General features: G+C 45.1%; 21 protein-coding genes. 18 read left to right on the plus strand and 3 right to left on the minus strand.

The features are described 5' to 3' along the window. Positions 1-122 precede the first annotated feature (122 nt). From H7968_RS15220 to H7968_RS15260, 9 genes are all read left to right on the plus strand, one after another. Positions 123-305 (plus strand): SE1561 family protein, encoded by a 183-nt coding sequence (locus tag H7968_RS15220; protein ID WP_134373240.1) that lies wholly within the window; start codon positions 123-125, stop codon positions 303-305. 648 nt (positions 306-953) lie between these two features. Then, positions 954-2,489, plus strand: a complete 1,536-nt coding sequence (locus tag H7968_RS15225) for a fumarate hydratase (RefSeq protein WP_264476763.1) — start codon at positions 954-956, stop codon at positions 2,487-2,489. Between the two features lie 92 nt (positions 2,490-2,581). Then, positions 2,582-3,349 carry a delta-lactam-biosynthetic de-N-acetylase gene (gene pdaA, locus H7968_RS15230; RefSeq protein WP_406566418.1) on the plus strand — a complete coding sequence of 256 codons (768 nt, stop codon included), beginning with the start codon at positions 2,582-2,584 and terminating at the stop codon, positions 3,347-3,349. 303 nt (positions 3,350-3,652) lie between these two features. Further along, positions 3,653-4,519: a DNA-3-methyladenine glycosylase family protein gene (locus H7968_RS15235; RefSeq protein ID WP_227396946.1), complete on the plus strand. Its 867-nt coding sequence runs from the start codon at positions 3,653-3,655 to the stop codon at positions 4,517-4,519. Between the two features lie 4 nt (positions 4,520-4,523). Beyond that, positions 4,524-5,891, plus strand: a complete 1,368-nt coding sequence (gene rlmD, locus H7968_RS15240; protein WP_227396947.1) for a 23S rRNA (uracil(1939)-C(5))-methyltransferase RlmD — start codon at positions 4,524-4,526, stop codon at positions 5,889-5,891. Positions 5,892-6,126: 235 nt separating this feature from the next. Beyond that, the gene (locus H7968_RS15245; RefSeq protein ID WP_227396948.1) at positions 6,127-7,131 is read left to right on the plus strand and encodes a macro domain-containing protein; all 1,005 of its coding nucleotides are present in this window, start codon (positions 6,127-6,129) and stop codon (positions 7,129-7,131) included. A gap of 94 nt (positions 7,132-7,225) precedes the next feature. Then, positions 7,226-7,879, plus strand: a complete 654-nt coding sequence (locus H7968_RS15250) for a vWA domain-containing protein (protein WP_227396949.1) — start codon at positions 7,226-7,228, stop codon at positions 7,877-7,879. 249 nt (positions 7,880-8,128) lie between these two features. After that, the gene (locus H7968_RS15255; RefSeq protein ID WP_227396950.1) at positions 8,129-9,520 is read left to right on the plus strand and encodes an aldehyde dehydrogenase; all 1,392 of its coding nucleotides are present in this window, start codon (positions 8,129-8,131) and stop codon (positions 9,518-9,520) included. 68 nt (positions 9,521-9,588) lie between these two features. Then, positions 9,589-10,530 carry a phosphotransferase enzyme family protein gene (locus H7968_RS15260; protein ID WP_227396951.1) on the plus strand — a complete coding sequence of 314 codons (942 nt, stop codon included), beginning with the start codon at positions 9,589-9,591 and terminating at the stop codon, positions 10,528-10,530. A 21-nt stretch (positions 10,531-10,551) separates the two neighbouring features. Here the strand turns inward: H7968_RS15260 and H7968_RS15265 are convergent, their stop codons facing one another. Beyond that, positions 10,552-11,472 carry a TIGR01777 family oxidoreductase gene (locus H7968_RS15265; protein ID WP_227396952.1) on the minus strand — a complete coding sequence of 307 codons (921 nt, stop codon included), beginning with the start codon at positions 11,470-11,472 and terminating at the stop codon, positions 10,552-10,554. Between the two features lie 97 nt (positions 11,473-11,569). On the opposite strand from H7968_RS15265, the gene recX reads away from it, so the two are divergent. Next, a complete protein-coding gene (recX, locus tag H7968_RS15270; RefSeq protein WP_227396953.1) occupies positions 11,570-12,382 on the plus strand; it encodes a recombination regulator RecX in 813 nt (270 codons plus the stop codon). 225 nt (positions 12,383-12,607) lie between these two features. On the opposite strand, the gene H7968_RS15275 is transcribed toward recX, so the two are convergent. Further along, positions 12,608-13,264, minus strand: a complete 657-nt coding sequence (locus tag H7968_RS15275) for an SDR family NAD(P)-dependent oxidoreductase (protein ID WP_227396954.1) — start codon at positions 13,262-13,264, stop codon at positions 12,608-12,610. A gap of 105 nt (positions 13,265-13,369) precedes the next feature. Here H7968_RS15275 and H7968_RS15280 point away from each other — a divergent pair, with 105 nt between their 5' ends. Together H7968_RS15280 and H7968_RS15285 are read left to right on the plus strand one after the other, a co-directional pair. Then, positions 13,370-13,708 (plus strand): YfhH family protein, encoded by a 339-nt coding sequence (locus H7968_RS15280; protein ID WP_134373295.1) that lies wholly within the window; start codon positions 13,370-13,372, stop codon positions 13,706-13,708. After that, complete coding sequence (locus tag H7968_RS15285) at positions 13,708-13,977, plus strand: YfhJ family protein (protein WP_227396955.1); 270 nt, start codon at positions 13,708-13,710, stop codon at positions 13,975-13,977. The genes H7968_RS15280 and H7968_RS15285 overlap by 1 nt, the downstream gene beginning before the upstream one ends. Positions 13,978-14,023: 46 nt before the next feature. Here H7968_RS15285 and H7968_RS15290 read toward each other — a convergent pair whose 3' ends face one another. Beyond that, on the minus strand, positions 14,024-15,007 hold the full coding sequence (locus H7968_RS15290) for a metal-dependent hydrolase (protein WP_227396956.1): 984 nt from the start codon (positions 15,005-15,007) through the stop codon (positions 14,024-14,026). Between the two features lie 194 nt (positions 15,008-15,201). Here H7968_RS15290 and mutY point away from each other — a divergent pair, with 194 nt between their 5' ends. The 6 genes from mutY to H7968_RS15320 all read left to right on the plus strand — a co-directional run bounded on the left by mutY (position 15,202) and on the right by H7968_RS15320 (position 20,993). Next, complete coding sequence (gene mutY / locus H7968_RS15295; RefSeq protein ID WP_227396957.1) at positions 15,202-16,317, plus strand: A/G-specific adenine glycosylase; 1,116 nt, start codon at positions 15,202-15,204, stop codon at positions 16,315-16,317. Beyond that, entirely contained in the window at positions 16,314-17,060 is a 747-nt protein-coding gene (gene fabL / locus H7968_RS15300; protein WP_227396958.1) for an enoyl-[acyl-carrier-protein] reductase FabL, read from the plus strand. The genes mutY and fabL overlap by 4 nt, the downstream gene beginning before the upstream one ends. A gap of 58 nt (positions 17,061-17,118) precedes the next feature. Then, positions 17,119-17,301: a gamma-type small acid-soluble spore protein gene (locus H7968_RS15305; RefSeq protein WP_134373303.1), complete on the plus strand. Its 183-nt coding sequence runs from the start codon at positions 17,119-17,121 to the stop codon at positions 17,299-17,301. Between the two features lie 165 nt (positions 17,302-17,466). Further along, a complete protein-coding gene (locus tag H7968_RS15310) occupies positions 17,467-17,715 on the plus strand; it encodes a YgaB family protein (RefSeq protein WP_227396959.1) in 249 nt (82 codons plus the stop codon). A 925-nt stretch (positions 17,716-18,640) separates the two neighbouring features. Then, entirely contained in the window at positions 18,641-19,186 is a 546-nt protein-coding gene (ntdP, locus tag H7968_RS15315) for a nucleoside tri-diphosphate phosphatase (protein ID WP_227396960.1), read from the plus strand. Positions 19,187-19,247: 61 nt separating this feature from the next. Next, positions 19,248-20,993 carry an ABC transporter ATP-binding protein gene (locus tag H7968_RS15320; RefSeq protein WP_227396961.1) on the plus strand — a complete coding sequence of 582 codons (1,746 nt, stop codon included), beginning with the start codon at positions 19,248-19,250 and terminating at the stop codon, positions 20,991-20,993. Positions 20,994-21,198: the final 205 nt, after the last annotated feature.

Here is a 21,198-nt window from a genome sequence, read left to right on the forward strand (position 1 = left end):
CCTTTCTTAACAAAGGTTAGTATGAAAACAAAACGCTATAATGTCAATGAACATTCATGGAAAAGTTGCACAACGAATCCGAATCCGTTACGATAATGGAGGATTTGAAAGGAGGGGTAAATATGGGTAATGCCATTCATGATAATGACTCACAGGTGCTTTATCTAAAGCAGCGTCTATCGATGTTTTTAGAAGTACTTGAGTCAGTGGACCCTGAAAGTACTGATTTGGAAGATATTGATCGTATGATTCAGATGGTAGATGATTTGGAATTAAAAGTACAGCAGTTCAAGAAATCTGAGTAACTGCTTATTATGGATATGTAAAAGCTGACCGCATGAATGGATGACATTTGTGCGGTTTTTATATTAAAACCGGGCAGGTGCCATCCTTCGCATTACGCTGTCTCACCTGTCGCTTCACTGCCGCAGGAGTCTACGGATGGCACCTGCCCTCTTTGAGAAATATAATCTTTTCTTCACAAATAAAAATATATATTCAAACCATCCAAAGCTTTAAACCTCTCTGTTTGACGCGGATCAAGCTCAATTAACAACATTACCTTCTTCGCGTCACTCTGTTCCTTTTACAAAAAGAAATCAATGGTCACCTTTCATGAGGGTCGGGGAACATCCGCAGACTCCTGTGGCGGAAAGGGACAGGTGAACCCGACTGTGCGAAGCGCAGGCGGGTTCATCGCCCGGCCACGGAAAGCGGAGGATGTTCCCCGACCCGGACTCTTATAGAGTGGTCAAATAAGTGGGTAAAGTAGTTAAATAATCCCTAAGAGTGGTCAAATAACCGCAAAAAGTGGTTAAATAACCGCAAAGAGTGGTCAAATGCTCTCCGTAAGAAAACCTCAATATCAAGTAACCGTTTACAATCTCTCTTTTATTCGTTAAAGCGCCGGGTTATAATGGAATCGTTGATTTTATTGGGAGGGGACTACATAGATGAATGTGCAGACGCTTGAGAACAGCTTGTATGATTTAATTGTGGAAACATCGACGAATTTGCCGAAGGATGTGCGCCGTGCGATCCGTAAAGCGAAGGAGCAGGAGAATGCCGGGACGCGGGCAGCGATGAGTCTGGCGACGATTACGCAAAATATTCAGATGGCCGATGAGAAAGTGTCGCCGATCTGTCAGGATACAGGATTACCGACATTTAAAATTAAAACGCCAGTCGGAGTGAATCAGCTGGAGATCACAAAGGCGATTAAAAATGCGATGGTCAGAGCGACGAAGGATGGGAAGATGCGTCCGAACTCGGTAGATTCGATCACAGGTGAAAACAGCGGGGACAATCTTGGTGAGGGTCTTCCTGTGATTAAATATGAGCAGTGGGACAAGGATACGATTGATATCCGTCTGATTTTAAAAGGAGGCGGATGTGAAAATAAAAATATTCAGTACAGCCTTCCTTGTGAGCTGGACGGATTAGGCCGTGCGGGTCGTGACCTGGATGGTATTCGTAAGTGTATCATGCATTCTGTGTACCAGGCGCAGGGGCAGGGCTGCAGTGCCGGCTTTATTGGTGTCGGGATTGGTGGAGACCGCTCGTCCGGTTATGATCTGGCAAAAGCACAGCTATTCCGTTCGTCTGATGATGTGAACCCGAATGAGGACTTGAGAAAGCTTGAGGAGTATGTGATGGAGCATGCCAACGAGCTTGGCATCGGCACGATGGGTTTTGGCGGTGAGACGACGCTTCTTGGTTGTAAAGTAGGGGTCATGCACAGAATTCCTGCGAGCTTCTTTGTCTCTGTTGCTTATAATTGCTGGGCATTCCGCCGCTTAGGGATTACTGTGGATGCTGGCAGTGGCGAAATTCAGGAATGGCTGTATCAGGAAGGGGATAAAATCTCATTTGATGCAGAGCAGGCTGAAACACCTGATGAGCAGCCGGAAGTCGTGAAGCTGACTGCACCGATTTCTGAAGAACAGATCCGCAGCTTAAAGGTTGGAGATGTTGTTCAGATTGATGGCATGATGTACACGGGCCGAGATGCGATTCATAAATATTTAAGCGATCATGATTCACCTGTTGATTTGAACGGTCAGGTCATTTACCACTGTGGACCGGTTATGCTGAAAGACGAAGAAGGCAACTGGCATGTCAAAGCAGCCGGCCCGACAACGTCGATTCGTGAGGAGCCTTACCAGGGTGACATCATGAAGAAATTTGGCATCCGCGCTGTCATTGGTAAAGGCGGGATGGGTCCTAAGACGCTAAAAGCGCTTGAAGAGCATGGCGGCGTTTACCTGAATGCAATTGGTGGAGCGGCACAGTATTATGCAGATTGTATCCAGGGAGTAGAAGGCGTTGACCTGATGCAGTTTGGCGTACCGGAAGCGATGTGGCACCTGCGAGTGAAAGGCTTCACGGCGGTTGTCACCATGGATGCGCACGGAAACAGTCTGCATAAGGATGTTGACCAGTCATCACTCGAAAAACTGTCACGCTTTAAAGAGCCGGTATTTAAATAATGATTTGTATGAAGCACTCACTTCAGGTGGGTGCTTTTACTATGTATCGAAGCGCGTGTTCCGCACATCCTGTAAATGAAAGGAGGAGGAACATGAAAAAATCGATACTGGGAATAGTATGTGTCATGTTATGTCTGAGTATTCCTTTAACCGCAGCCGCACAGCAGGTTTATTCGTGGGGGTTTAAACGCAGTGTAAATGGTGAGCAGCCGGATGCAGGTGCTGAGTATAATGAGGTACTGAAAAAGCATGACGCCTTTTATAAAGGGTCGCCGGATGAAAAGGTTGTGTATTTTACGTTTGACAACGGCTTTGAAAATGGCCATACAGAAAAAATTCTGGATGTGCTGAAAAAAGAAAAGGTTCCAGCCACGTTCTTTTTAACAGGTCATTACCTTGAAAGTGCAGAGCCGCTTGTGAAAAGAATGGTGAAGGAAGGGCATATTATCGGGAATCATTCATGGGGACATCCGAACTTCTCGACCATTTCGGAAGGGGCGATGAAAGAGGAATGGGCGAAGGTGAAAAAGAAAACCGAAGAGCTGACAGGTCAGAAGGAGATGCATTATGTGCGTCCGCCTGAAGGAGTCTTCAACGAACGTTCCCTTGAAGTGGCAAACGCAGAAGGCTACACGCATGTGTTCTGGTCGCTTGCTTGGGTGGACTGGTATCACGAAAAGCCGCGTGGCGGGGACGTTGCCTACAACGAAATCATGAAGCAGCTGCATCCGGGAGCCGTAATCCTGTTGCACACTGTATCAAAGGATAATGCAGACGCGATTGAGCGTGTCATTAAGGATATGAAAAAGCAGGGTTATACGTTCGAGTCACTGGATCATTTGACTGGGAAGAAGAGCTGAGTAAATGACTGAGGGCCACTCTTTGAGGGTGGCTCTTTTAAATTTTGGGGGTTGGTGCGAATTGTACTGTTCCGGTCTGATTTTCAATCGATTCGAAAATTTATTGTTCTGTTTCAAAATTTATATGTAATGAATCAGATTTTTATTGTATCGTTACACGTCAAAAGCAGATTTTTTGTCATGTTCCCCACCTGATTTTACTCGTTCAAAGTGGCTAATTGTACCGTTTCAAAAAAGGATTGTATCGTTTGCCTATTACCCTCCGTCCAGATGCTATACTTATTCAAAAAGGATGAATCACAGATGTGGCATGAAGAAGTAGAAATAGCAGGACCTTACGACTTCGACCGCGTACTTGAGCGGATGAGTCTGGATCCGTTAGTAAAAATGAATAAGGATACAAGAACACTTTTTCTACCGTTTAAAGGTGAGAAAAAGCAGGTTGTGATGATACAGTTTACCGGAACGAAAGAGAAGCCGTCTTTTCGCATTTCAGTTAAAGATCATCACGATCAAGCAGTTGCTTTTGCCAAGCATATCCTGCAAATCGACAAAGGCCTTCATCCAATCAGCGACCATTTCAAAAAAACGAATCTTGCCAGCGTATTTGAGGCGCATGCAGGAACACCGCTTGTACTGGAGCCGTCTCCATACAGTGCACTGTTAAAAAGTGTGATTCATCAGCAGCTGAATATGAGCTTTGCGGCTACATTGACGAAGCGGTTTGTGACGACTTTTGGTGAAGAGATCAATGGTGTCTGGTTTTATCCGGAGCCGGAAATCGTCGCTGCGATCGAACCGGAACAGCTGAGAGCGCTGCAGTTCAGTCAGCGGAAGGCGGAATACGTCATTGGCATTGGTCAAAAGGTGGCGTCCGGTGAGCTGGATTTTCAAGATCTTGAAGAAAAGTCGGATGAAGAAATCATCAAAGAATTAACCGCAATTCGAGGAATTGGCCCATGGACTGCGCAGAGTGTGCTATTATTTGGTTTTGGGCGTATGGATATTTTTCCGATGGGTGACATTGGGATCCAGAACGCGTTGAAGAAACATTTTCAATTACAGGATAAGCCCGCAATAGAGCAGATGGTGGAGTGGCAAAAGGACTGGTCTCCTTATTTAAGCTATGCCTCCCTTTATTTGTGGCGGAGCATAGAAACAGGGAAGTGACGTAATGAAACAGATTGATATACAGGTAAAGCAGGAATTTCCGCTGACGATTAAGCGTCTCGGTATTAACGGTGAAGGTGTCGGTTATTTTAAAAAGCAGGTTGTGTTCGTACCGGGTGCGCTGCCTGGCGAAGAAATTGTCGCTGAAGTAACGGATGTCAGACCAAACTTTGCCCAGGCAAAAATCAAGACGATCAGAAAACCTTCACCGGATCGTGTGGAAGCCCCATGTCCGGTTTATGAAGCATGTGGAGGCTGTCAGCTGCAGCATGTCACGTATGAGCAGCAGCTTGCGTTTAAAAAAGACCTCATCCATCAGGCGATTGAGCGTCATGTAAAGGACTTGTTGGACGTTCCGGTGAAAAACACGATTGGCATGGAAGATCCGTGGCACTACCGGAATAAGAGTCAGTTCCAGACAGAGAAAAAGGGGAAGAAGGTCGTGGCTGGTCTTTACAGCATGAATTCCCATCAGCTCGTTGATATTAAGGAATGTATCGTGCAGCGCAAGGAAACGAATAAAGCAACGCAGGTTGTGAGAAAGCAGCTTGAAAAGCTTGAGATTCCGATTTATAACGAGCGCACGAAAAACGGTGTCGTCAGAACGATTGTTACACGTGTTGGCGTTGAAACGGGTGAGGTGCAAATCGTGCTGGTGACAGCAACAGACGACCTGCCTAATAAAGAAAAGCTGATCCGCAACCTTGAGACGAAAATGCCTGAAGTGAAGTCGATTATGCAAAATGTTAATCCGACTTCAACGTCAGTCATTTTCGGGAAGAAAACGATCCTGCTGTCAGGGAAAGAAACGATTGCTGAAAAGATGAACGAATTTACGTATCACCTTTCAGCGCGTGCGTTTTTCCAGCTGAATCCGACGCAGACGATCAAGCTGTACGATGAAGTGAAAAAAGCAGCGGACATGACAGGTAAAGAAAAGCTCGTTGACGCCTACTGCGGCTCAGGCACAATCGGTCTCTGGTTATCAAAAGGAGCATCAGAGATCCGCGGCATGGATGTCGTGAAGGAATCCATTCTTGATGCCAGAAGAAACGCCGAGCAGCATGGCGTGAAAAACTTCGATTACCAGACAGGTACAGCAGAGGAATGGATGTTCAAATGGCAAAAAGACGGCTTTAAGCCGGATGTTGTCGTCGTCGATCCACCGAGAACGGGTCTTGACGAGAAGCTGATCAGCACCATCCTTGCAGTGAAACCAAAAACTTTTGTCTACACCTCCTGCAACCCGTCAACACTCGCAAAGGATTTAAAGCTTTTATCTAAAGCTTACAAAGTGGAATACATCCAGCCAGTTGACATGTTCCCGCAGACGAGTCAGGTTGAGAGTGTGACGAAGCTTGTGTTGAAGTAAGACGTCAATATAATGTTTTTTTAATCCCCCGGAGAATGGTTCGGGGGATTTTTTCGTCTTTAACTTAATGAGCTAATGAGAAAAAGTGGACACAACTGGAAGGTTTTCGTCATACTTAAATTAGTTGACGCTATAACAGACTTAAATCAAAGTACGATTTTTACATAAATCAAAACAAGCCACACTTTAAAAACTTGAACAACATACATAACTTCAACGAAACGGAGTGAAACCAATGCCTTTTACCATCTTCAGACAGGACATTACAAAATTGAAAGTGGATGCGATTGTTAATGCTGCCAATAAGGGGCTGCAAATAGGTGGCGGTGTTTGCGGGGCGATTTTTAGAGCGGCTGGGTCGTCAGCGCTTCAGGCTGCCTGTGATCAGCTCGCTCCAATCAAAACGGGTGAGGCTGTGATCACGCCGGGTTTTGATCTGCCAGCAAGGTTTATTATTCATGCGGCAGGTCCTGTATTTAAAGAATCTGAAAAAGAGCGGAGTGAACAGCACCTGCGTCGTGCTTACGTTAATTCACTGGAGCTTGCTGTCCAAAATGGTTGTGAGAGCATTGCGTTTCCGCTTATATCAAGCGGAATTTATGGTTATCCGAAGGAAGAGGCGCTAAAGGTGGCAACGACTTCGATTCATGATTTTCTTGTGGATCATGAACTGGATGTCACGCTCGCTGTGTTTGATAAGTCAGCTTTTACAATCAGCAGTGAGTTGATGGGTGAGGTCGACAGCTATATTGATGAGCATTATGTTGAAGAATACACCGTTTCAAAACGCAGGCTGCTCAAGCTGGAACAGCAGTCTATTTATGAAATGGAGGATAGGCTGGAAGACAAGGAAATTCAGTTTAACAGCGCGATGCCGCTTGATGAATGGGTTGAGAATCTGGAAGAGCCATTTTCGGTTGCGCTGTTGAAAAAAATTGATGAAAAGAAGAAAACAGATGTAGAGGTTTATAAGCGGGCGAACATTGACCGGAAGCTGTTTTCGAAGATCAGAACCGGTAAAGGATATGTGCCGAGTAAAAAAACGGTGATCGCACTCGCGGTAGCGCTTGAACTTTCCCTGGATGAAACGAATGATCTTTTGAAAAAGGCTGGTTTTGCATTGTCTCATAGCCACAAATTTGACGTTATTATTGAATACTTTATCACTAGTGGCAAGTACGATATTTTTGAGATTAATGAGGTACTGTTTAAATACGACCAGGCACTTTTAGGCAGCTGAACATCTCACTTACCAATGTCGCTTTTAAAGCGACCGCTCGTTTTTGAAAACCCGGTATCCTTAAGTCATCACAAAGCTTAAGGAGGACACTGCAATGAAAAAGGGATTAACTGAATTAGTCTTTATCATGGATAAAAGCGGGTCAATGAGCGGACTTGAAAAGGACACGATCGGCGGCTACAATGCGATGCTTCATAAGCAGCGGAAGGTAGAGGGGGAGTGCCGTCTAACGACTGTGCTGTTTAATGACGGTTATGAGCAGCTTCATGATCGGAAGGATATCAGACAGGCACATGAAATAACGGAAAAGGAATACAGGGTAGGCGGGTCAACAGCATTGTTGGATGCCATTGGCCGGACGATTGACACGATTAGTGTTACACAAAAATATGCGGCTGATCATGAGCGTGCTGAAAACGTCTTGTTTGTCATCATCACAGATGGCGAGGAAAACAGCAGCCGGGAATATTCTTCTGCAAAGGTGAAGGCGCAAATTGAATGGCATAAGGAGAAAGAAGGTTGGGAATTTATTTTTCTTGGTGCCAATATTGATGCTGTTCAAACAGCGGGCCGTTACGGTATCGCGCCGGAGCGGGCAGTTGATTATCTCGCTGACAGCGCGGGGACGGAGCTGAATTTTAAGGTCATGGACCAGACGGTTACCTCCTTTCGCAAAGCTGGAAAGGTTGAAGCATCGAACTTTGAGGACATTCAAAAGGATGTGAAAAGCAGAGGCGGCAGGAAGTGATTGGAGTGCGATTTTGTTTGAACTGTCCTGAAATCGGATAAAAACAAATATTGATGATAAAAGAGCCTGTCATTTAGAGGCTCTTTTTTTATTTGAATTTTATCTTTAAGCGATATGGAACGCTTCATTATCCACTTGTATCGCGCGATTTGTTAAAATGATTAAGACAAACATGAACCGACAGACTAACAACGTAACCAGACTCGTATCTGAACGAAACTGATACCTGCTGGAAGAGGAGGAATCGCATTGAGTATAAAGACCGAACAGGACGTTCTTGATTTGATTCAAAAACAGAAAACGTTTTTCCACAGCGGGGTAACGAGAGATGTATCTTTTCGCATTAACCAGCTGAAAAGACTGCAGGATGCGATCAGGGAAAATGAACAAAAGATCCTGGATGCACTGAAAAAGGATCTCGGTAAAAATGAATTTGAAGCTTATGTGACCGAAATCGGGTTCACGTTAAAAAGTATTAAATCCATGATTAAAAATGTGAAGACATGGTCGAAGACAGAAAAGGTGAAAACGCCGGTATTTCAGATGCCATCAAAAAGCTTTATTGTAAAGGAACCTTACGGCAGTGTGCTTATTATCGGTCCGTTTAACTATCCGTTTCAGCTGTTGATCGAACCGCTGATCGGCGCGATGGCTGCAGGGAATTGTACGGTATTGAAGCCCTCTGAAAGTACGCCTGAAACTTCAGCGGTTGTCAGAGATATGATTAAAGAACATTTTGATCCTGCTTACATTTCAGTGATTGAAGGGGAAAAGGAAGAGACGTCGCTTCTGATCAATGCACCGTTTGATTACCTGTTTTTCACGGGCAGTGTGCCGGTTGGGAAGATCGTGATGGAGGCTGCTTCTAAAAACCTTGTACCCCATACGCTGGAGCTCGGCGGCAAAAGTCCTGTCATTATTGATGAGACGGCTGATCTTGAGAAAGCGGCACGTCGCATTATGTGGGGCAAACTGATTAATGCAGGACAAACGTGTATTGCTCCGGATTATCTGGTCGTCCATGAGAGCGTGAAGGCTGAACTTGTGGAGAAGATGAAGCAGACTGTACAGGAATTTTACGGTGAACAGATTCAGCAGAATCCGGAGTACGGGCGCATCGTGAATGAGAAACACTTCGACCGGCTTACAGACATACTTGAAAAAGACCGTGGCGCAATCGTTTACGGCGGCCAGCATGACCGTTCGGATAAATTTATTGAGCCGACGATTCTTGATCAGGCGGACTGGTCATTTGCTGCGATGCAGGATGAGATTTTCGGTCCGATTCTGCCCGTTTTGACTTATACCGATCTGAACGCAACAATAGAAATGATCAACAAGCATCCAAAACCGCTCGCATTGTACGTATTTACAGAAAACAGCCAGACTGAAAATGAAGTGCTGTCACGCATTTCATTTGGCGGCGGATGTGTCAATGATACGCTCAGTCATGTATCTAATGAATATCTACCGTTTGGCGGGGTGGGGCATTCAGGTGTGAACGCTTATCACGGCAAGCACAGCTTTGATACATTTACACATCGCAAGAGCATGATGAAAAAGAGTACGAAGGTTGATATTAAGCTCGCATTCCCTCCGTACAAAACAAGTCTTGATACTATAAAAAAATTGCTCGGATAAAAAATCAGGCTGGAACAAAGCGCTTTTATCAGCGTAAGTTCCAGCCTTTTTCTAAATGGGGTGTGGAAATGAAGGAAGTTGTCGCACGGTGGCTGGGCATTCATGAAAATCAGATCAAGCCGACGATAGGCGGTTATCAGAATGATGTCTATAAGGTTGAGCATGAACAAGAGCAGCGGATCATCAGGCTGAGACATCAGAATGAAAGATCGAAAACAGAAATCGAAGAAGAGCTTTCATTCATTCGATTATTAAATGAGCATAGGGTTCATGCTGCTGCCCCTGTGAAATGGAAGGGACAGAACATTCACGAGCTTCAGATAGGTGATCGCCTCTATCACGCGGTTCTGTTTGAACGGGCAGCCGGGACCTTGATGAGAGTTCTTGATAAAAGCTGGAACGATGACTTTTTCAAAAAGTGGGGGACATATATCGGAAGCATGCATCTTGTATCTGATCAGTTGAACACCAAAGGGTTTCAACGGAGAAAAAGAACAGTCGAAAACCCGGACCCTGAAAACATCCTGTCAAAACTGCCGGAGGAATTTCGGGCATGGCCATCAGAAAACCTGAAGCAGTTCACACAGACCCCGACTTCAAAGGAAACACACGGATTCATTCATCATGATTTTCACCAGGGAAACCTGTTCGTAGATGGAGATTCCTTTACCGCCTTTGACTTTGATGATGCGATGATGGACTGGAAGATGTATGATCTCGCCGTCACCTTCTATCACGCGATCTGGCAGGGGAAATCGTTCCGTCCGGAGGAAAAGGATTTGCCAAAACGATTGTATGAGGGACTTTTAAACGGATACGCTTCCGTTCATCCGCTGACCGGCGAGATGGTCAGGCAGATGGAACCGGCGCTTGCGATCAGAGATGCTTTTTTATATCCGGTCTTCTCGGAAAAATGGACGATGACAGCCTGGAAAAAGACATTTTTAGCGGATATGGAAAACAGGCTGAGACTTGGCGTTCCTTATATTGAAGAAAAGGAATATAAATAGCCTTGAGGTCAAAATTTGACCTCAGGGCTGAAATTGTAACTTTTCATAAATCTCACGCAGTGCATCATGCAACAGCGGATATTTAAAGGTGAATCCGTGCTCCTCTAAGACCTTCGGCAGCACTTTTTGTCCTTCTAATACGAGTGCACTTTTATCTCCGAGTGCAAGCTTCAAGGCGAATCCCGGAACCGGCATCCAGTGAGGACGGTTCAGCACCTTTCCGACCGTTTCACCAAATTCCTTCATCCGCATCGGGTTTGGAGCGGTCACATTAAACGGTCCTTCAAGCTTTTCATTTTCAATCGCAAACAGCACAGCGCGGGCAACATCCTCGTGATGGATCCACGACAGCCACTGTTTGCCGCTGCCAACTGTACCACCAGCCATCATTTTATAAGGAAGAACGATATTTGGCAGCGCGCCGGCCTCTTTACCTAAAATAATGCCAAAACGTGCACAGGCAACACGGACGCCTTCATCCTCTGCCAACAGTGCTTTACGCTCCCAGTCAATCACGGTCTTGGCTAGAAAATCCGTGCCGCGTTCTTCGGATTTTTCGGTGTAGATTTTTGTTTCAGAAGCAGGGTAACAGCCAATGGCGCTTGCGTTGACAAGAACTGAAGGAGGCTGATCCATAGACCGGATGATACGCAATATTTCATCAGTCGCTTCCATCCGGCTGTCATAAATCTTCTGTTTCTGATCTTCCGTCCATCTGCCGTTATTGATGGACTCCCCGGCAAGGTTCACAATCGCATGAATCTCAGGTAATCCTTCCTCAGGCTTCGCACCGTCAGCCAGCCATTTCACATAGGTCACACTTTGTTTAGCCGGCTTATCCGGATTTCTCGTTAGAATAAAGACTTTGTGACCTTCATCTGTTAACAAGCGGGTTAGCGATTTACCTGCAAAACCCGTTCCTCCACTGACAAGAATATTCATCGGGCATCCCTCCACATTTATCTACTCTACTATTTCCCTCTTTCCTTTATAAAAACCTTCTTTAAATGTGTTACAGTTTGAAAAGGAGGTGCTGTTCATGCCGGTTATCACGAAAATCACCAGACAAAAACGCAATGAAGAACGGTACAATATTTTTCTTGACGGTGTCTACGCATTCAGCGTGGATGAAGCAGTCCTTGTTCAGTATCAGCTGCAGAAAAACAAAGAGCTGACTGACTTTGATATCGGTGAAATAGAGTATGAGGATGAGATCCGTAAAGGCTTTAACAAAGCGCTCGTTTACCTGAGCTACCGAATGCGTTCTGAAAAGGAAATCGAGGACCACCTGAAGGAGTATGAAATGGGGGATGCTGCGATCAGCGAAACGCTGCATAAGCTCCGTCATTACGGCTATGTAAACGATCAATCCTTTGCACAGGCATTTTATAATACACAGATCAATACAACGGATAAAGGCCCGATCCAAATAAAAAACGGATTGCGCGAAAAAGGAGTATCCAACGACATTATTGAGACGGTCATCAGCGAAACGCCTGAAGAAGAATGGAATGACCGTGCGATTGGCATTATGGAGAAGGTCGTGAAGAAAAATCAAAAGCTATCCCCGCTCCAGATTAAAAAGAAGGCACAGGACACCCTTGCCCGCAAAGGCTACAGCGGACAAACCGTAGCTTTTGTGCTGGCAAACCTGACCATCGAGCGGGACGAAGACGACCAGAAGGCAGCCGTCCTCACCCAGGCTAAGAAAGCTCACAACAAATACAGCCGTAAATTTGCAGGCTTCGAATACGAACAAAAAATGAAGCAGACCCTTTACCGTAAAGGGTTTTCAATGGATGAAATCGAGTGGGCGATTGAGGAGTTAAATGCTAACGAAGACATGGATTAAATAAAAACAGGCCACGCCCATTGCTTTGCTGCGAGCAATAGGCGTGGTCTGTTTGTTTTAAAAGAGGTTAGGCCAAATGGCACGATTTTGCGAACCGAGATTAAAATTCTGAGAACTTATCCTGAAAGCTTGCGAACCAAGGTCAAGATTCTGTGAACCAACCCGGAAACTTTGCGAACCTCAGTCAAAATCCTGCGAACCAGAATTCGAACCTACCTCGCCACGTCAAACTTCAATCTCATCCTCATCCCGCATCCGCTTAACAATCACTTCGGCGACTTCCTTCGGTGAGCGCATCTTCCCCGGATTTTTCACGTGATCCGACTCATCCCAAAACGGTGTATTCATTCCACCCATATAGGCACGGACAACGCGAATGCCAGCTGGCTCAACTTCTTTTGCGAGGCTTTCTGAGAATCCACGAAAAGCAAATTTTGACGCTACATAGCCTGACTCATTCACTTTACCGCGCAATGCAGCAGTGGAAAGAATATTTAAAAACGTACCTTTTCCGGAGGCTTTCATCTCTGGTAAAAGGACCTTCGTCAGCAGCATCGGCCCTTTGACGTTCGTATTAAACATTTCATCCCATTCATCCGGTTGTGCTTCATCGAGTGAGCCAAAATGACCGACCCCTGCATTGTTGACAACGAGCTCAACGGGCAGGAGGTCTTGTGACTTCAACTGTTTATAAAGTTTCCCGAGATCCTCTTCTTTTGTAATGTCGCATCGTATCGCAGTCCCGCTGATCTCAGCAGAAACCTCATTTAGCAGCTCGGCACGTCTGCCGACAAGTACAATATGATAATCATTGCTTAACAGCTTTGCGAGTTCTTTTCCAAGGCCTGTTCCGGCACCTGTGATGATGGCAGTTGGCTTCATGTAACATCCCACTTTCAATAGAAAATCTTTTCTGCTTGAGTCTAACATATCTGACGGTTTGTTTCGCTGATACTTTCGTTTATACTTTGAATGAGGTGTTGAATCATGACAACAGAAAAACGCTACAGTACAATGACTGAGCAGGAATTAAAACAGGAAATTGCCACATTAAAAGAAAAGGCGCGTAAAGCTGAACAACTTGGGATCGTCAATGAATTTGCCGTACTTGAACGAAAGGCGATCATGGCAGAAGCGTATTTATTAAATCCGAAAGATTTTAAAAAGGGAACGGTGTATGCAATTAAGCATGATCCGGGTGTGTATTTTAAAATAGATTATCTGAACGGTGTTTTTGCCTGGGGGTACCGTCTCGGCGGTGAGAAGGAGCTTGAGGCGCTTCCGATTTCGTTATTGGAGCAGTCATCGAAAGGAGGAGAAGCCTGATGGACCATCAAAGAAATGAACTCATCCAATTACTGCGCTCGAAAGATACAAATATCTCATACGAAAAAGCAGGCATGCTGATTGATCTGCTGAAAGAGGATTTCGAGGCAACTTACGCCAAAGCGGGATATGAATATCAGGGACAGGAAATGGCTCAGCGCGTGGTAGAACAATGGATTCAAAGCTATGGCGGAAGAATTCATGAAATTGCCGCGATGAACGAAAGGTATGCAGCTATTCTAAGCGGGGATGATGATGTAAAGCAGTAAATATCACAATGAAAAAGGGGCCTCCATTGCTGGAATGCCCCTTTGGTTATTCGTTAGGAAGAAAATCGAGTTTCTTCTGCAGCTTTTCTTCACTGAAGATCCAGCCGGTGTAAGAACTTAAAATAGCAAGCTCTTTATCCATTTGAACAACAGCTACAAATGGATAGTGGTCGTTACTGCGGTATCTCAGGTCAATAAAACGCACTTCATACTGATCATCGCTTTCAACGAGCTCCCAGCGGTACAGTGGTGAAAAAGACAGAAAAGCAGAGACGTTTCTATCCGTTTTTGCTTTGGCGAAAATCTCATTGTCCGGTACTGACTTCCGCTTAAACTTATCATAAATCGTCACAGATCTTCCGTAGGCTCTTCCTACATAAAAATGTTCCTTTGTTTCAGCGGCAATACGCCACTGATAGAAACGGATCGTAGGTGCAATGATCACGTTTTCTGCATCCGGAATCCGTTTCCTGATGGAAGATCGGACAGCTGACTGGAGCATAAACCTGATGACATAGTAGCCGGCAATGATGGCGTACATGATCAGAAATGTCGGAACCGGATCAGCGCCGAATCCCCAGATCATGAGTCCGATTACATGTATACCGAAGATGATCGGATCAAACGTATTGATCACACCAAGTGCCACCCATTTAGAAGAAAATGGACGTAGAGCCTGGGTGCCATAGCTATTAAAAATATCGACAAACACATGAAGAAAGACAGCTAAAAATGTCCAAAGCCATAGGTGAAGCAGGTTGGCTTCCGGGAAAAACGGATAAATCGCTGCCGTAATGGCAATCGGCCAGAGCATAACAGCCGGAATGGAGTGTGTGATTCCTCTGTGGTGCCGGATATAAACAGCATTGTTGCGCAGTTTCAAAACGGTATCTGCGTCCGGTGCCTGAGATCCTATGACAACGGCGATCAGAACGCTTTGTGCTGTTGCGGGGTCATTTGCGACGACAGGATCAATCGCTGCAAGTCCGCCGATTGCAAACCCCATGACGATATGGGTTCCTGTATCCAAGACAACCCCTCCCTTCATGATGTAAAGTCTATGTTTTCATTATTATTGCTCATATCAGACTGATCTTGCAATAAGAAATCGGTCTATTTTTCGAAGATGTGCCCGGGGTAAATGGGAGATTGATTTGTGAATAAGCCAGTCCCAATACTTATATTCCCCCATATAACGTGAACTAACATAAAGGATGGATAATTGTGAATGAAGAACTAAAAAATCAGCTGCAGAATACAGACGTTCCCCGGTTTCAGGCGGATCTAATCGGATGGTTTGAAAAAGAAATGCGGGACCTGCCGTGGCGCGAAAATCAGGATCCTTACAAGGTCTGGGTATCAGAAATCATGCTTCAGCAAACAAGAGTAGATACGGTGATTCCTTACTTTAACCGTTTCATGGAACAGTTTCCGACCGTACAGGCACTGGCAGAAGCACCGGAGGAAAAGGTCTTAAAGGCATGGGAGGGGTTAGGGTATTATTCCAGAGCCCGTAATCTCCAGGCTGCCGTAAGAGAAGTTCATGAAAACTATGCAGGTGTAGTTCCTGATACGCCTGAAGCCATCTCTTCATTAAAGGGAGTAGGTCCGTATACAGCCGGTGCAGTACTCAGTATTGCCTATAACCGCCCCGAACCTGCGGTAGATGGAAATGTGATGCGGGTGTTATCGAGAATTCTGTCTATCTGGGACGATATCGCCAAACCTTCGACTAGAAAAACCTTTGAACAGGCAGTGAGACATTTAATTTCAAAGGATAACCCGTCATACTTTAACCAGGCGATGATGGAGCTCGGCGCGATTGTCTGTACGCCAACATCACCATCATGCCTGTTATGTCCGGTTCAGGACCATTGTGAAGCATTCAGGCAGGGAACCCAGCGCGAGCTGCCGGTAAAAACAAAAAAGAAATCATCAAAAGTCATTGAGCTTCTGACTGCCATCGTTCAAAATGAAAAGGGTGAAGTATTAGTGACACAGCGTCCGGAGCAGGGACTGCTTGCAAACCTGTGGGAATTCCCAAGCTTTGAAAAGCTGCCTGAATCAGAAACGGCTCAGCAAACCGTTCAATTCCTTGATTCAGATTTTTACGTAAAAGCGGAAGTCAAAGACACGGAATGGATGAAACAGGATCACGTTTTCACACACCTTGTCTGGAAAATGAATGTGGTCACAGCGGAATCAATCAATCCACAGATCTCACTCCCGGAAAAAACGGAGTGGGCCTCATTAGACAGGATTCATGAACTGGCGATGCCGGTTTCACACAGAAAGATAGCAAATGAATGGATAAAACGTCACAAGGAGAGAGACAAATGACTAATAAAGTAGCGTTAGTAACAGGAAGCAGTCGTGGAGTTGGAAAAGCAACAGCTATTGCACTGGCTAAAGAAGGATACGACATTGTCATTAACTATGCACGCAGCAAAGGAGCGGCGCAGGAAACGGCCGCTGAAATTGAAGCACTAGGCCGTAAAGTGCTGATCGTTCGTGCTAATGTGGGAGATAACGAAAAGATCAAGCAAATGTTTGATCAGATCAAAGAGCATTTCGGGCGTCTTGATGTATTCGTCAACAACGCAGCATCCGGTGTACTCCGTCCTGCAATGGAGCTTGAAGAATCTCACTGGAACTGGACAATGAATATTAATAGTAAAGCACTGCTGTTCTGTGCCCAGGAAGCGGTCAAGCTGATGCCGGAAGAAGGCGGGAAAATCGTCAGCATTTCTTCACTCGGATCGATCCGCTATCTCGATAATTATACGACAGTCGGCGTTTCGAAAGCCGCGCTTGAAGCCTTAACACGCTATCTTGCCGTAGAACTTGCGCCAAAGAAAATTGTGGTAAACGCCGTATCAGGCGGTGCAATTGATACAGAAGCACTGACTCATTTCCCGAACCGCGAAGAATTACTTGAAGATGCGCGGAGCAAAACACCGGCAGGCCGCATGGTAGAAATCGATGACATCGTCAAGACCATTAAATTCCTCGTATCAGATGACTCGTCGATGATCTGCGGCCAAACCATTATCGTCGATGGCGGCCGTTCACTGCTCGTATAAATCATGAATAATTCTCACCTGAAACGGTCATATTAATGTTCGTGGAGGTGAGAAAACCATGAAAAAGCAAACAAACAAAACACAAACAGGTACAAACGTTGAAGAAGTACAAAAGCAAAACGCTGCTGGTCAATACGGTGCTGAATTTGCATCAGAAACAAATGCTGCAGAAGTAAAAAGACAAAACCAGCAATCAGAAAGCAAAAAGAACCAGCCTGCAAACAACAAGCAATCACGATAACAAAAAAAGAAGCTGACAGTCACTCACTGTCAGCTTCTTTTTAGTGTTCAGGAGTCTCAAGACGCGGTTGCGGCATATGTCGAACATTCACCGTCATCCGACAAAACTAGTCAAAGGGATTCGAAATCAAAAGTGGAATCACTTATACTCAGGAGGGATTTCACCATGAATTTATTCAAAGAAAAAGTACATCAGCAAATGGAAATCGCAGAGGAGCTTCTTTATCTATACGCTGAAAAAGAAAAGAAGAAAAAAATGATGGATTTTTTAGCGTCGATGAACATTGAGGAATCTGCTGAACATATCGGCTACCAGCTGAGAGAGCTTGATCAGAAACTCAAACAAGTGCAGGAAATGTTTGATAAAAGAATGAACGAAGTAATCGAGGCATACCACACCAAACCTGATTTGTGACTTAGAAAGATCATGCTTTAAGCAAAAGCCGGGCAGGACATATCCTCCGCTTTCCTTTGTCTAGCTGCGGCGACTAGCCCCTCGAGGTCATAAGTCAAAGCTGAACGAGGGCGAAAATCAGCCCTCTTTTCATCTTCGCCTTATGCTTGTCGGGGCTGGACGAGTCTCCTCCGCTTTTCTTGGTGGCCGGGCGGTGAACCCCTTGTGCTCCGCACAATGGTTTCACCTGACCCTTTCCGCCACAGGAGTCTCCGGATATGTCCTGCCCTATTGATTATGAATGACCAGCTGATTTTACACAGATTATCGTAATGGCTTGTTCAGATTAAAATCAACTTATAAACAACTAGTTAACCCTCATTAAAATCCATGTAGTTCTTGGTGTCAGTTGTTGAACTTTCTATGATTTATTAACCAGCTTTATCTTGAGCATGTTTTCCACAATCTTTTGATTAAATATATTCTAAGAACTATTTTGAATTAGTTCAACGGTCGAGAATTCATCAGAGGGCTTGACTCACCCGAAGACTCCTGGGGCAGTGAAGCGACAGGTGAGACAGTGTAGTGCGGAGCACTAACTGGCTCACCGCGCGGCCATGGAAAAGCGGAGGCGGGCGTTTAGGGACGTACAAACTGGACCGGTCCCGACGGAGATAAAGGAAACACAGCGAACGTAGTGAGCTGATGTTGACTTATCGGACGAGGGGACGGGAAGTTTGCTAGTCCCTGGCCGTCGGAGCTAGACAAACGAAAGCGAAGGGTGAGTCAAGCCCGGTTTTATCTTCAATACTCAAAAGAGTCACCCGTATTCGTCCGGGTGGCTCTTTTATTATGAAAAGGGTATAATGGGACAATACATACATGAGCGGACCTGTATCCAGTACAGGAAAATGTAAATCACGCAGTTAAAGGCAGGAGATGGAGGATGACGCTACCAGTTGAAGGGCAAAGTATTCAAATTCACAGCTATAAGCATGATGGACTGATACATCGGGTCTGGCAGGAAACGACTGTTCTGAAAGGGACGCGTAATATTGTCATTGGCGGTAATGACCGGACGATCGTCACTGAATCTGACGGGCGTACCTGGCTGACGCGCGAGCCGGCGATCTGTTATTTCCATGCTGAGCACTGGTTTAATATTATTTGTATGCTTCGTGACGACGGGGTTTATTATTACTGCAACATAAGTTCTCCGTTCGTATTCGAAGATGGTGCTTTAAAGTATATTGATTACGATCTCGATATTAAGGTGTACCCGGATATGTCCTATACACTTCTTGATGAGGACGAGTATGAGGAACATCGTAAGCTGATGGGTTATCCAAATGTGATTGACCGCATCCTGCAGCGTAACGTGGATAAACTGATTCGCTGGATTAAGCAGAGGCGCGGACCGTTTGCGCCGGATTTCATTGATGTATGGTACAGCAGATATCTCTTTCAGAAGAGATATCGTTTAAAAGAATAATGAGTTATTTTTCCTGTTGAGCTTCAACAGGTTTTTTCATGGCTGAAAGAGAGGGATTTTGATGGATAGTATCAAAAGATATATGAAATTTGTCGCACCGTATAAGTGGCAGATTATTTTCACACTGATCATTGGTGTAATTAAGTTTGCCATTCCACTGCTGATTCCGGTTTTAATTCAGTATGTCATTGATGATATTATTGGTGGCAATATGACCACGGATGAGAAATTGAATCAGCTTTACTGGCTGATCGGAGGAGCCATGGTGCTGTTTGTTATTTTGAGACCACCTGTGGAATATTACCGCCAGTATTTTGCACAGTGGACAAGTAATAAGATTCTGTTTGATATAAGGGACCAGCTGTTTTCGCATTTACAGAAGCTGAGTTTTAAGTACTACGCCAACACGCGCGCGGGAGAAGTCATTTCCCGGGTAATAAATGATGTCGAACAGACTAAGAACTTTGTCATGACGGGTCTGATGAACCTTTGGCTTGATATTGCAACGATTTTAATTGCGATTTCCATCATGCTCACCTATGACGTGAAGCTGACGCTCGTTTCACTCATTGTGTTTCCTTTTTATGCATTCTCAGTTCAGTTTTTCTTTGGAAGACTGCGTTCTCTTACACGCTACCGCTCACAGGCGCTTGCGGAAGTTCAGGGGTATCTCCATGAACGCGTACAGGGGATGAGCGTGATTAAAAGCTTTGCCGTGGAACCCCACGAACAGAAGAATTTTGATAAGAAAAACGGTAACTTTCTTGATAAAGCCATCGATCAGACGAAGTGGAATGCCAAAGCTTTTGCAGTGGTGAACACCATTACAGATATTGCGCCGCTTATCGTGATCGGGTACGCAGGATATAACGTCATTAACGAGAATCTTTCTCTCGGTGTCATGGTTGCATTTATTGCTTACGTCGAACGTCTTTACAATCCGTTGAGAAGACTTGTGAACAGCTCAACAACGCTGGTCCAGTCAATTGCTTCGATGGACCGTGTATTTGAACTCGTAGATGAAAAGTATGATGTGGATGACAAACCAAATGCCTCGGAAGTAAAGAATGTACGTGGAGAAGTGTGGTTTGACCATGTCTCTTTTGCCTATGATGAAAAAGAGGAAGAGGTATTAAAGGATATTCACCTGCACGTTAAGCAGGGTGAGACGATTGCATTTGTAGGGATGAGTGGTGGAGGTAAATCAACCATTGTCAGTCTTATTCCAAGGTTTTACGATGTGACAAAAGGACGTGTATTGCTTGATGGGATCGACATTCGTGACGTACAGGCGAGAAGTCTGAGAAATCAAATTGGAATGGTCCTACAGGATAATATTCTATTCAGTGAATCTGTGATGATGAATATTAAGATGGGGAATCCTGAAGCGACGGATGAGGAAGTCATTGTAGCGGCTAAAGCGGCCAATGCACACGACTTTATCATGGATCTGCCTGAAGGCTACCATACAAAGGTAGGAGAGAGAGGCGTGAAATTATCGGGTGGACAGAAACAGCGTGTTGCAATCGCCCGGGTCTTTCTGAAAAATCCGCCTATCCTCATTATGGATGAAGCCACATCTGCACTTGATCTGGAGAGCGAACACCTGATTCAGGAATCCATTGAGAAGCTGGCGAAAGACCGGACCACCTTTATTGTGGCGCACCGGTTATCAACGATTACACATGCAGACCGGATTATCCTGATCAATCACGGGAAAATCGCCGAAAGCGGTACCCATGCACAGCTCATGCAAAAACAGGGCCTTTACTATAACCTGTTCCAGGTACAGCAGCTTGGGGATTAAAAGTCTTATGTATATTTCGTAATAAATAAGCGATCAGATATCACGTCTGATCGCTTGTTTCTAAATATGAAATTAAAGTATTCTGCTGAAAATGTATCATTCATTATAAAGGGCAGGAGGTATCCGTAAACTCCTGTGGCGGAAAGGGACAGGTGAAACCATTGTGCGGAGCACAAGGGGTTCACCGCCCGGCCACGGAAAGCGA

Origin of the sequence: Jeotgalibacillus aurantiacus, from assembly GCF_020595125.1 — a bacterium.
Taxonomy (GTDB): Bacteria; Bacillota; Bacilli; order Bacillales; family Jeotgalibacillaceae; genus Jeotgalibacillus; species Jeotgalibacillus aurantiacus.

Bases quoted from the DNA above. Each gene is read 5' to 3' on its own strand.
- H7968_RS15320 (WP_227396961.1), top strand. From the start codon at position 19,248: ATGGATAGTATCAAAAGATATATGAAATTTGTCGCACCGTATAAGTGG.
- pdaA (WP_406566418.1), top strand. From the start codon at position 2,582: ATGAAAAAATCGATACTGGGAATAGTATGTGTCATGTTATGTCTGAGT.
- H7968_RS15275 (WP_227396954.1), bottom strand. From the start codon at position 13,264: ATGAAGCCAACTGCCATCATCACAGGTGCCGGAACAGGCCTTGGAAAA.
- H7968_RS15305 (WP_134373303.1), top strand. From the start codon at position 17,119: ATGAAAAAGCAAACAAACAAAACACAAACAGGTACAAACGTTGAAGAA.
- H7968_RS15260 (WP_227396951.1), top strand. From the start codon at position 9,589: ATGAAGGAAGTTGTCGCACGGTGGCTGGGCATTCATGAAAATCAGATC.
- H7968_RS15225 (WP_264476763.1), top strand. From the start codon at position 954: ATGAATGTGCAGACGCTTGAGAACAGCTTGTATGATTTAATTGTGGAA.
- H7968_RS15250 (WP_227396949.1), top strand. From the start codon at position 7,226: ATGAAAAAGGGATTAACTGAATTAGTCTTTATCATGGATAAAAGCGGG.
- H7968_RS15265 (WP_227396952.1), bottom strand. From the start codon at position 11,472: ATGAATATTCTTGTCAGTGGAGGAACGGGTTTTGCAGGTAAATCGCTA.
- H7968_RS15220 (WP_134373240.1), top strand. From the start codon at position 123: ATGGGTAATGCCATTCATGATAATGACTCACAGGTGCTTTATCTAAAG.
- H7968_RS15310 (WP_227396959.1), top strand. From the start codon at position 17,467: ATGAATTTATTCAAAGAAAAAGTACATCAGCAAATGGAAATCGCAGAG.
- ntdP (WP_227396960.1), top strand. From the start codon at position 18,641: ATGACGCTACCAGTTGAAGGGCAAAGTATTCAAATTCACAGCTATAAG.
- H7968_RS15280 (WP_134373295.1), top strand. From the start codon at position 13,370: ATGACAACAGAAAAACGCTACAGTACAATGACTGAGCAGGAATTAAAA.
- fabL (WP_227396958.1), top strand. From the start codon at position 16,314: ATGACTAATAAAGTAGCGTTAGTAACAGGAAGCAGTCGTGGAGTTGGA.
- recX (WP_227396953.1), top strand. From the start codon at position 11,570: ATGCCGGTTATCACGAAAATCACCAGACAAAAACGCAATGAAGAACGG.
- H7968_RS15245 (WP_227396948.1), top strand. From the start codon at position 6,127: ATGCCTTTTACCATCTTCAGACAGGACATTACAAAATTGAAAGTGGAT.
- H7968_RS15285 (WP_227396955.1), top strand. From the start codon at position 13,708: ATGGACCATCAAAGAAATGAACTCATCCAATTACTGCGCTCGAAAGAT.
- rlmD (WP_227396947.1), top strand. From the start codon at position 4,524: ATGAAACAGATTGATATACAGGTAAAGCAGGAATTTCCGCTGACGATT.
- H7968_RS15235 (WP_227396946.1), top strand. From the start codon at position 3,653: ATGTGGCATGAAGAAGTAGAAATAGCAGGACCTTACGACTTCGACCGC.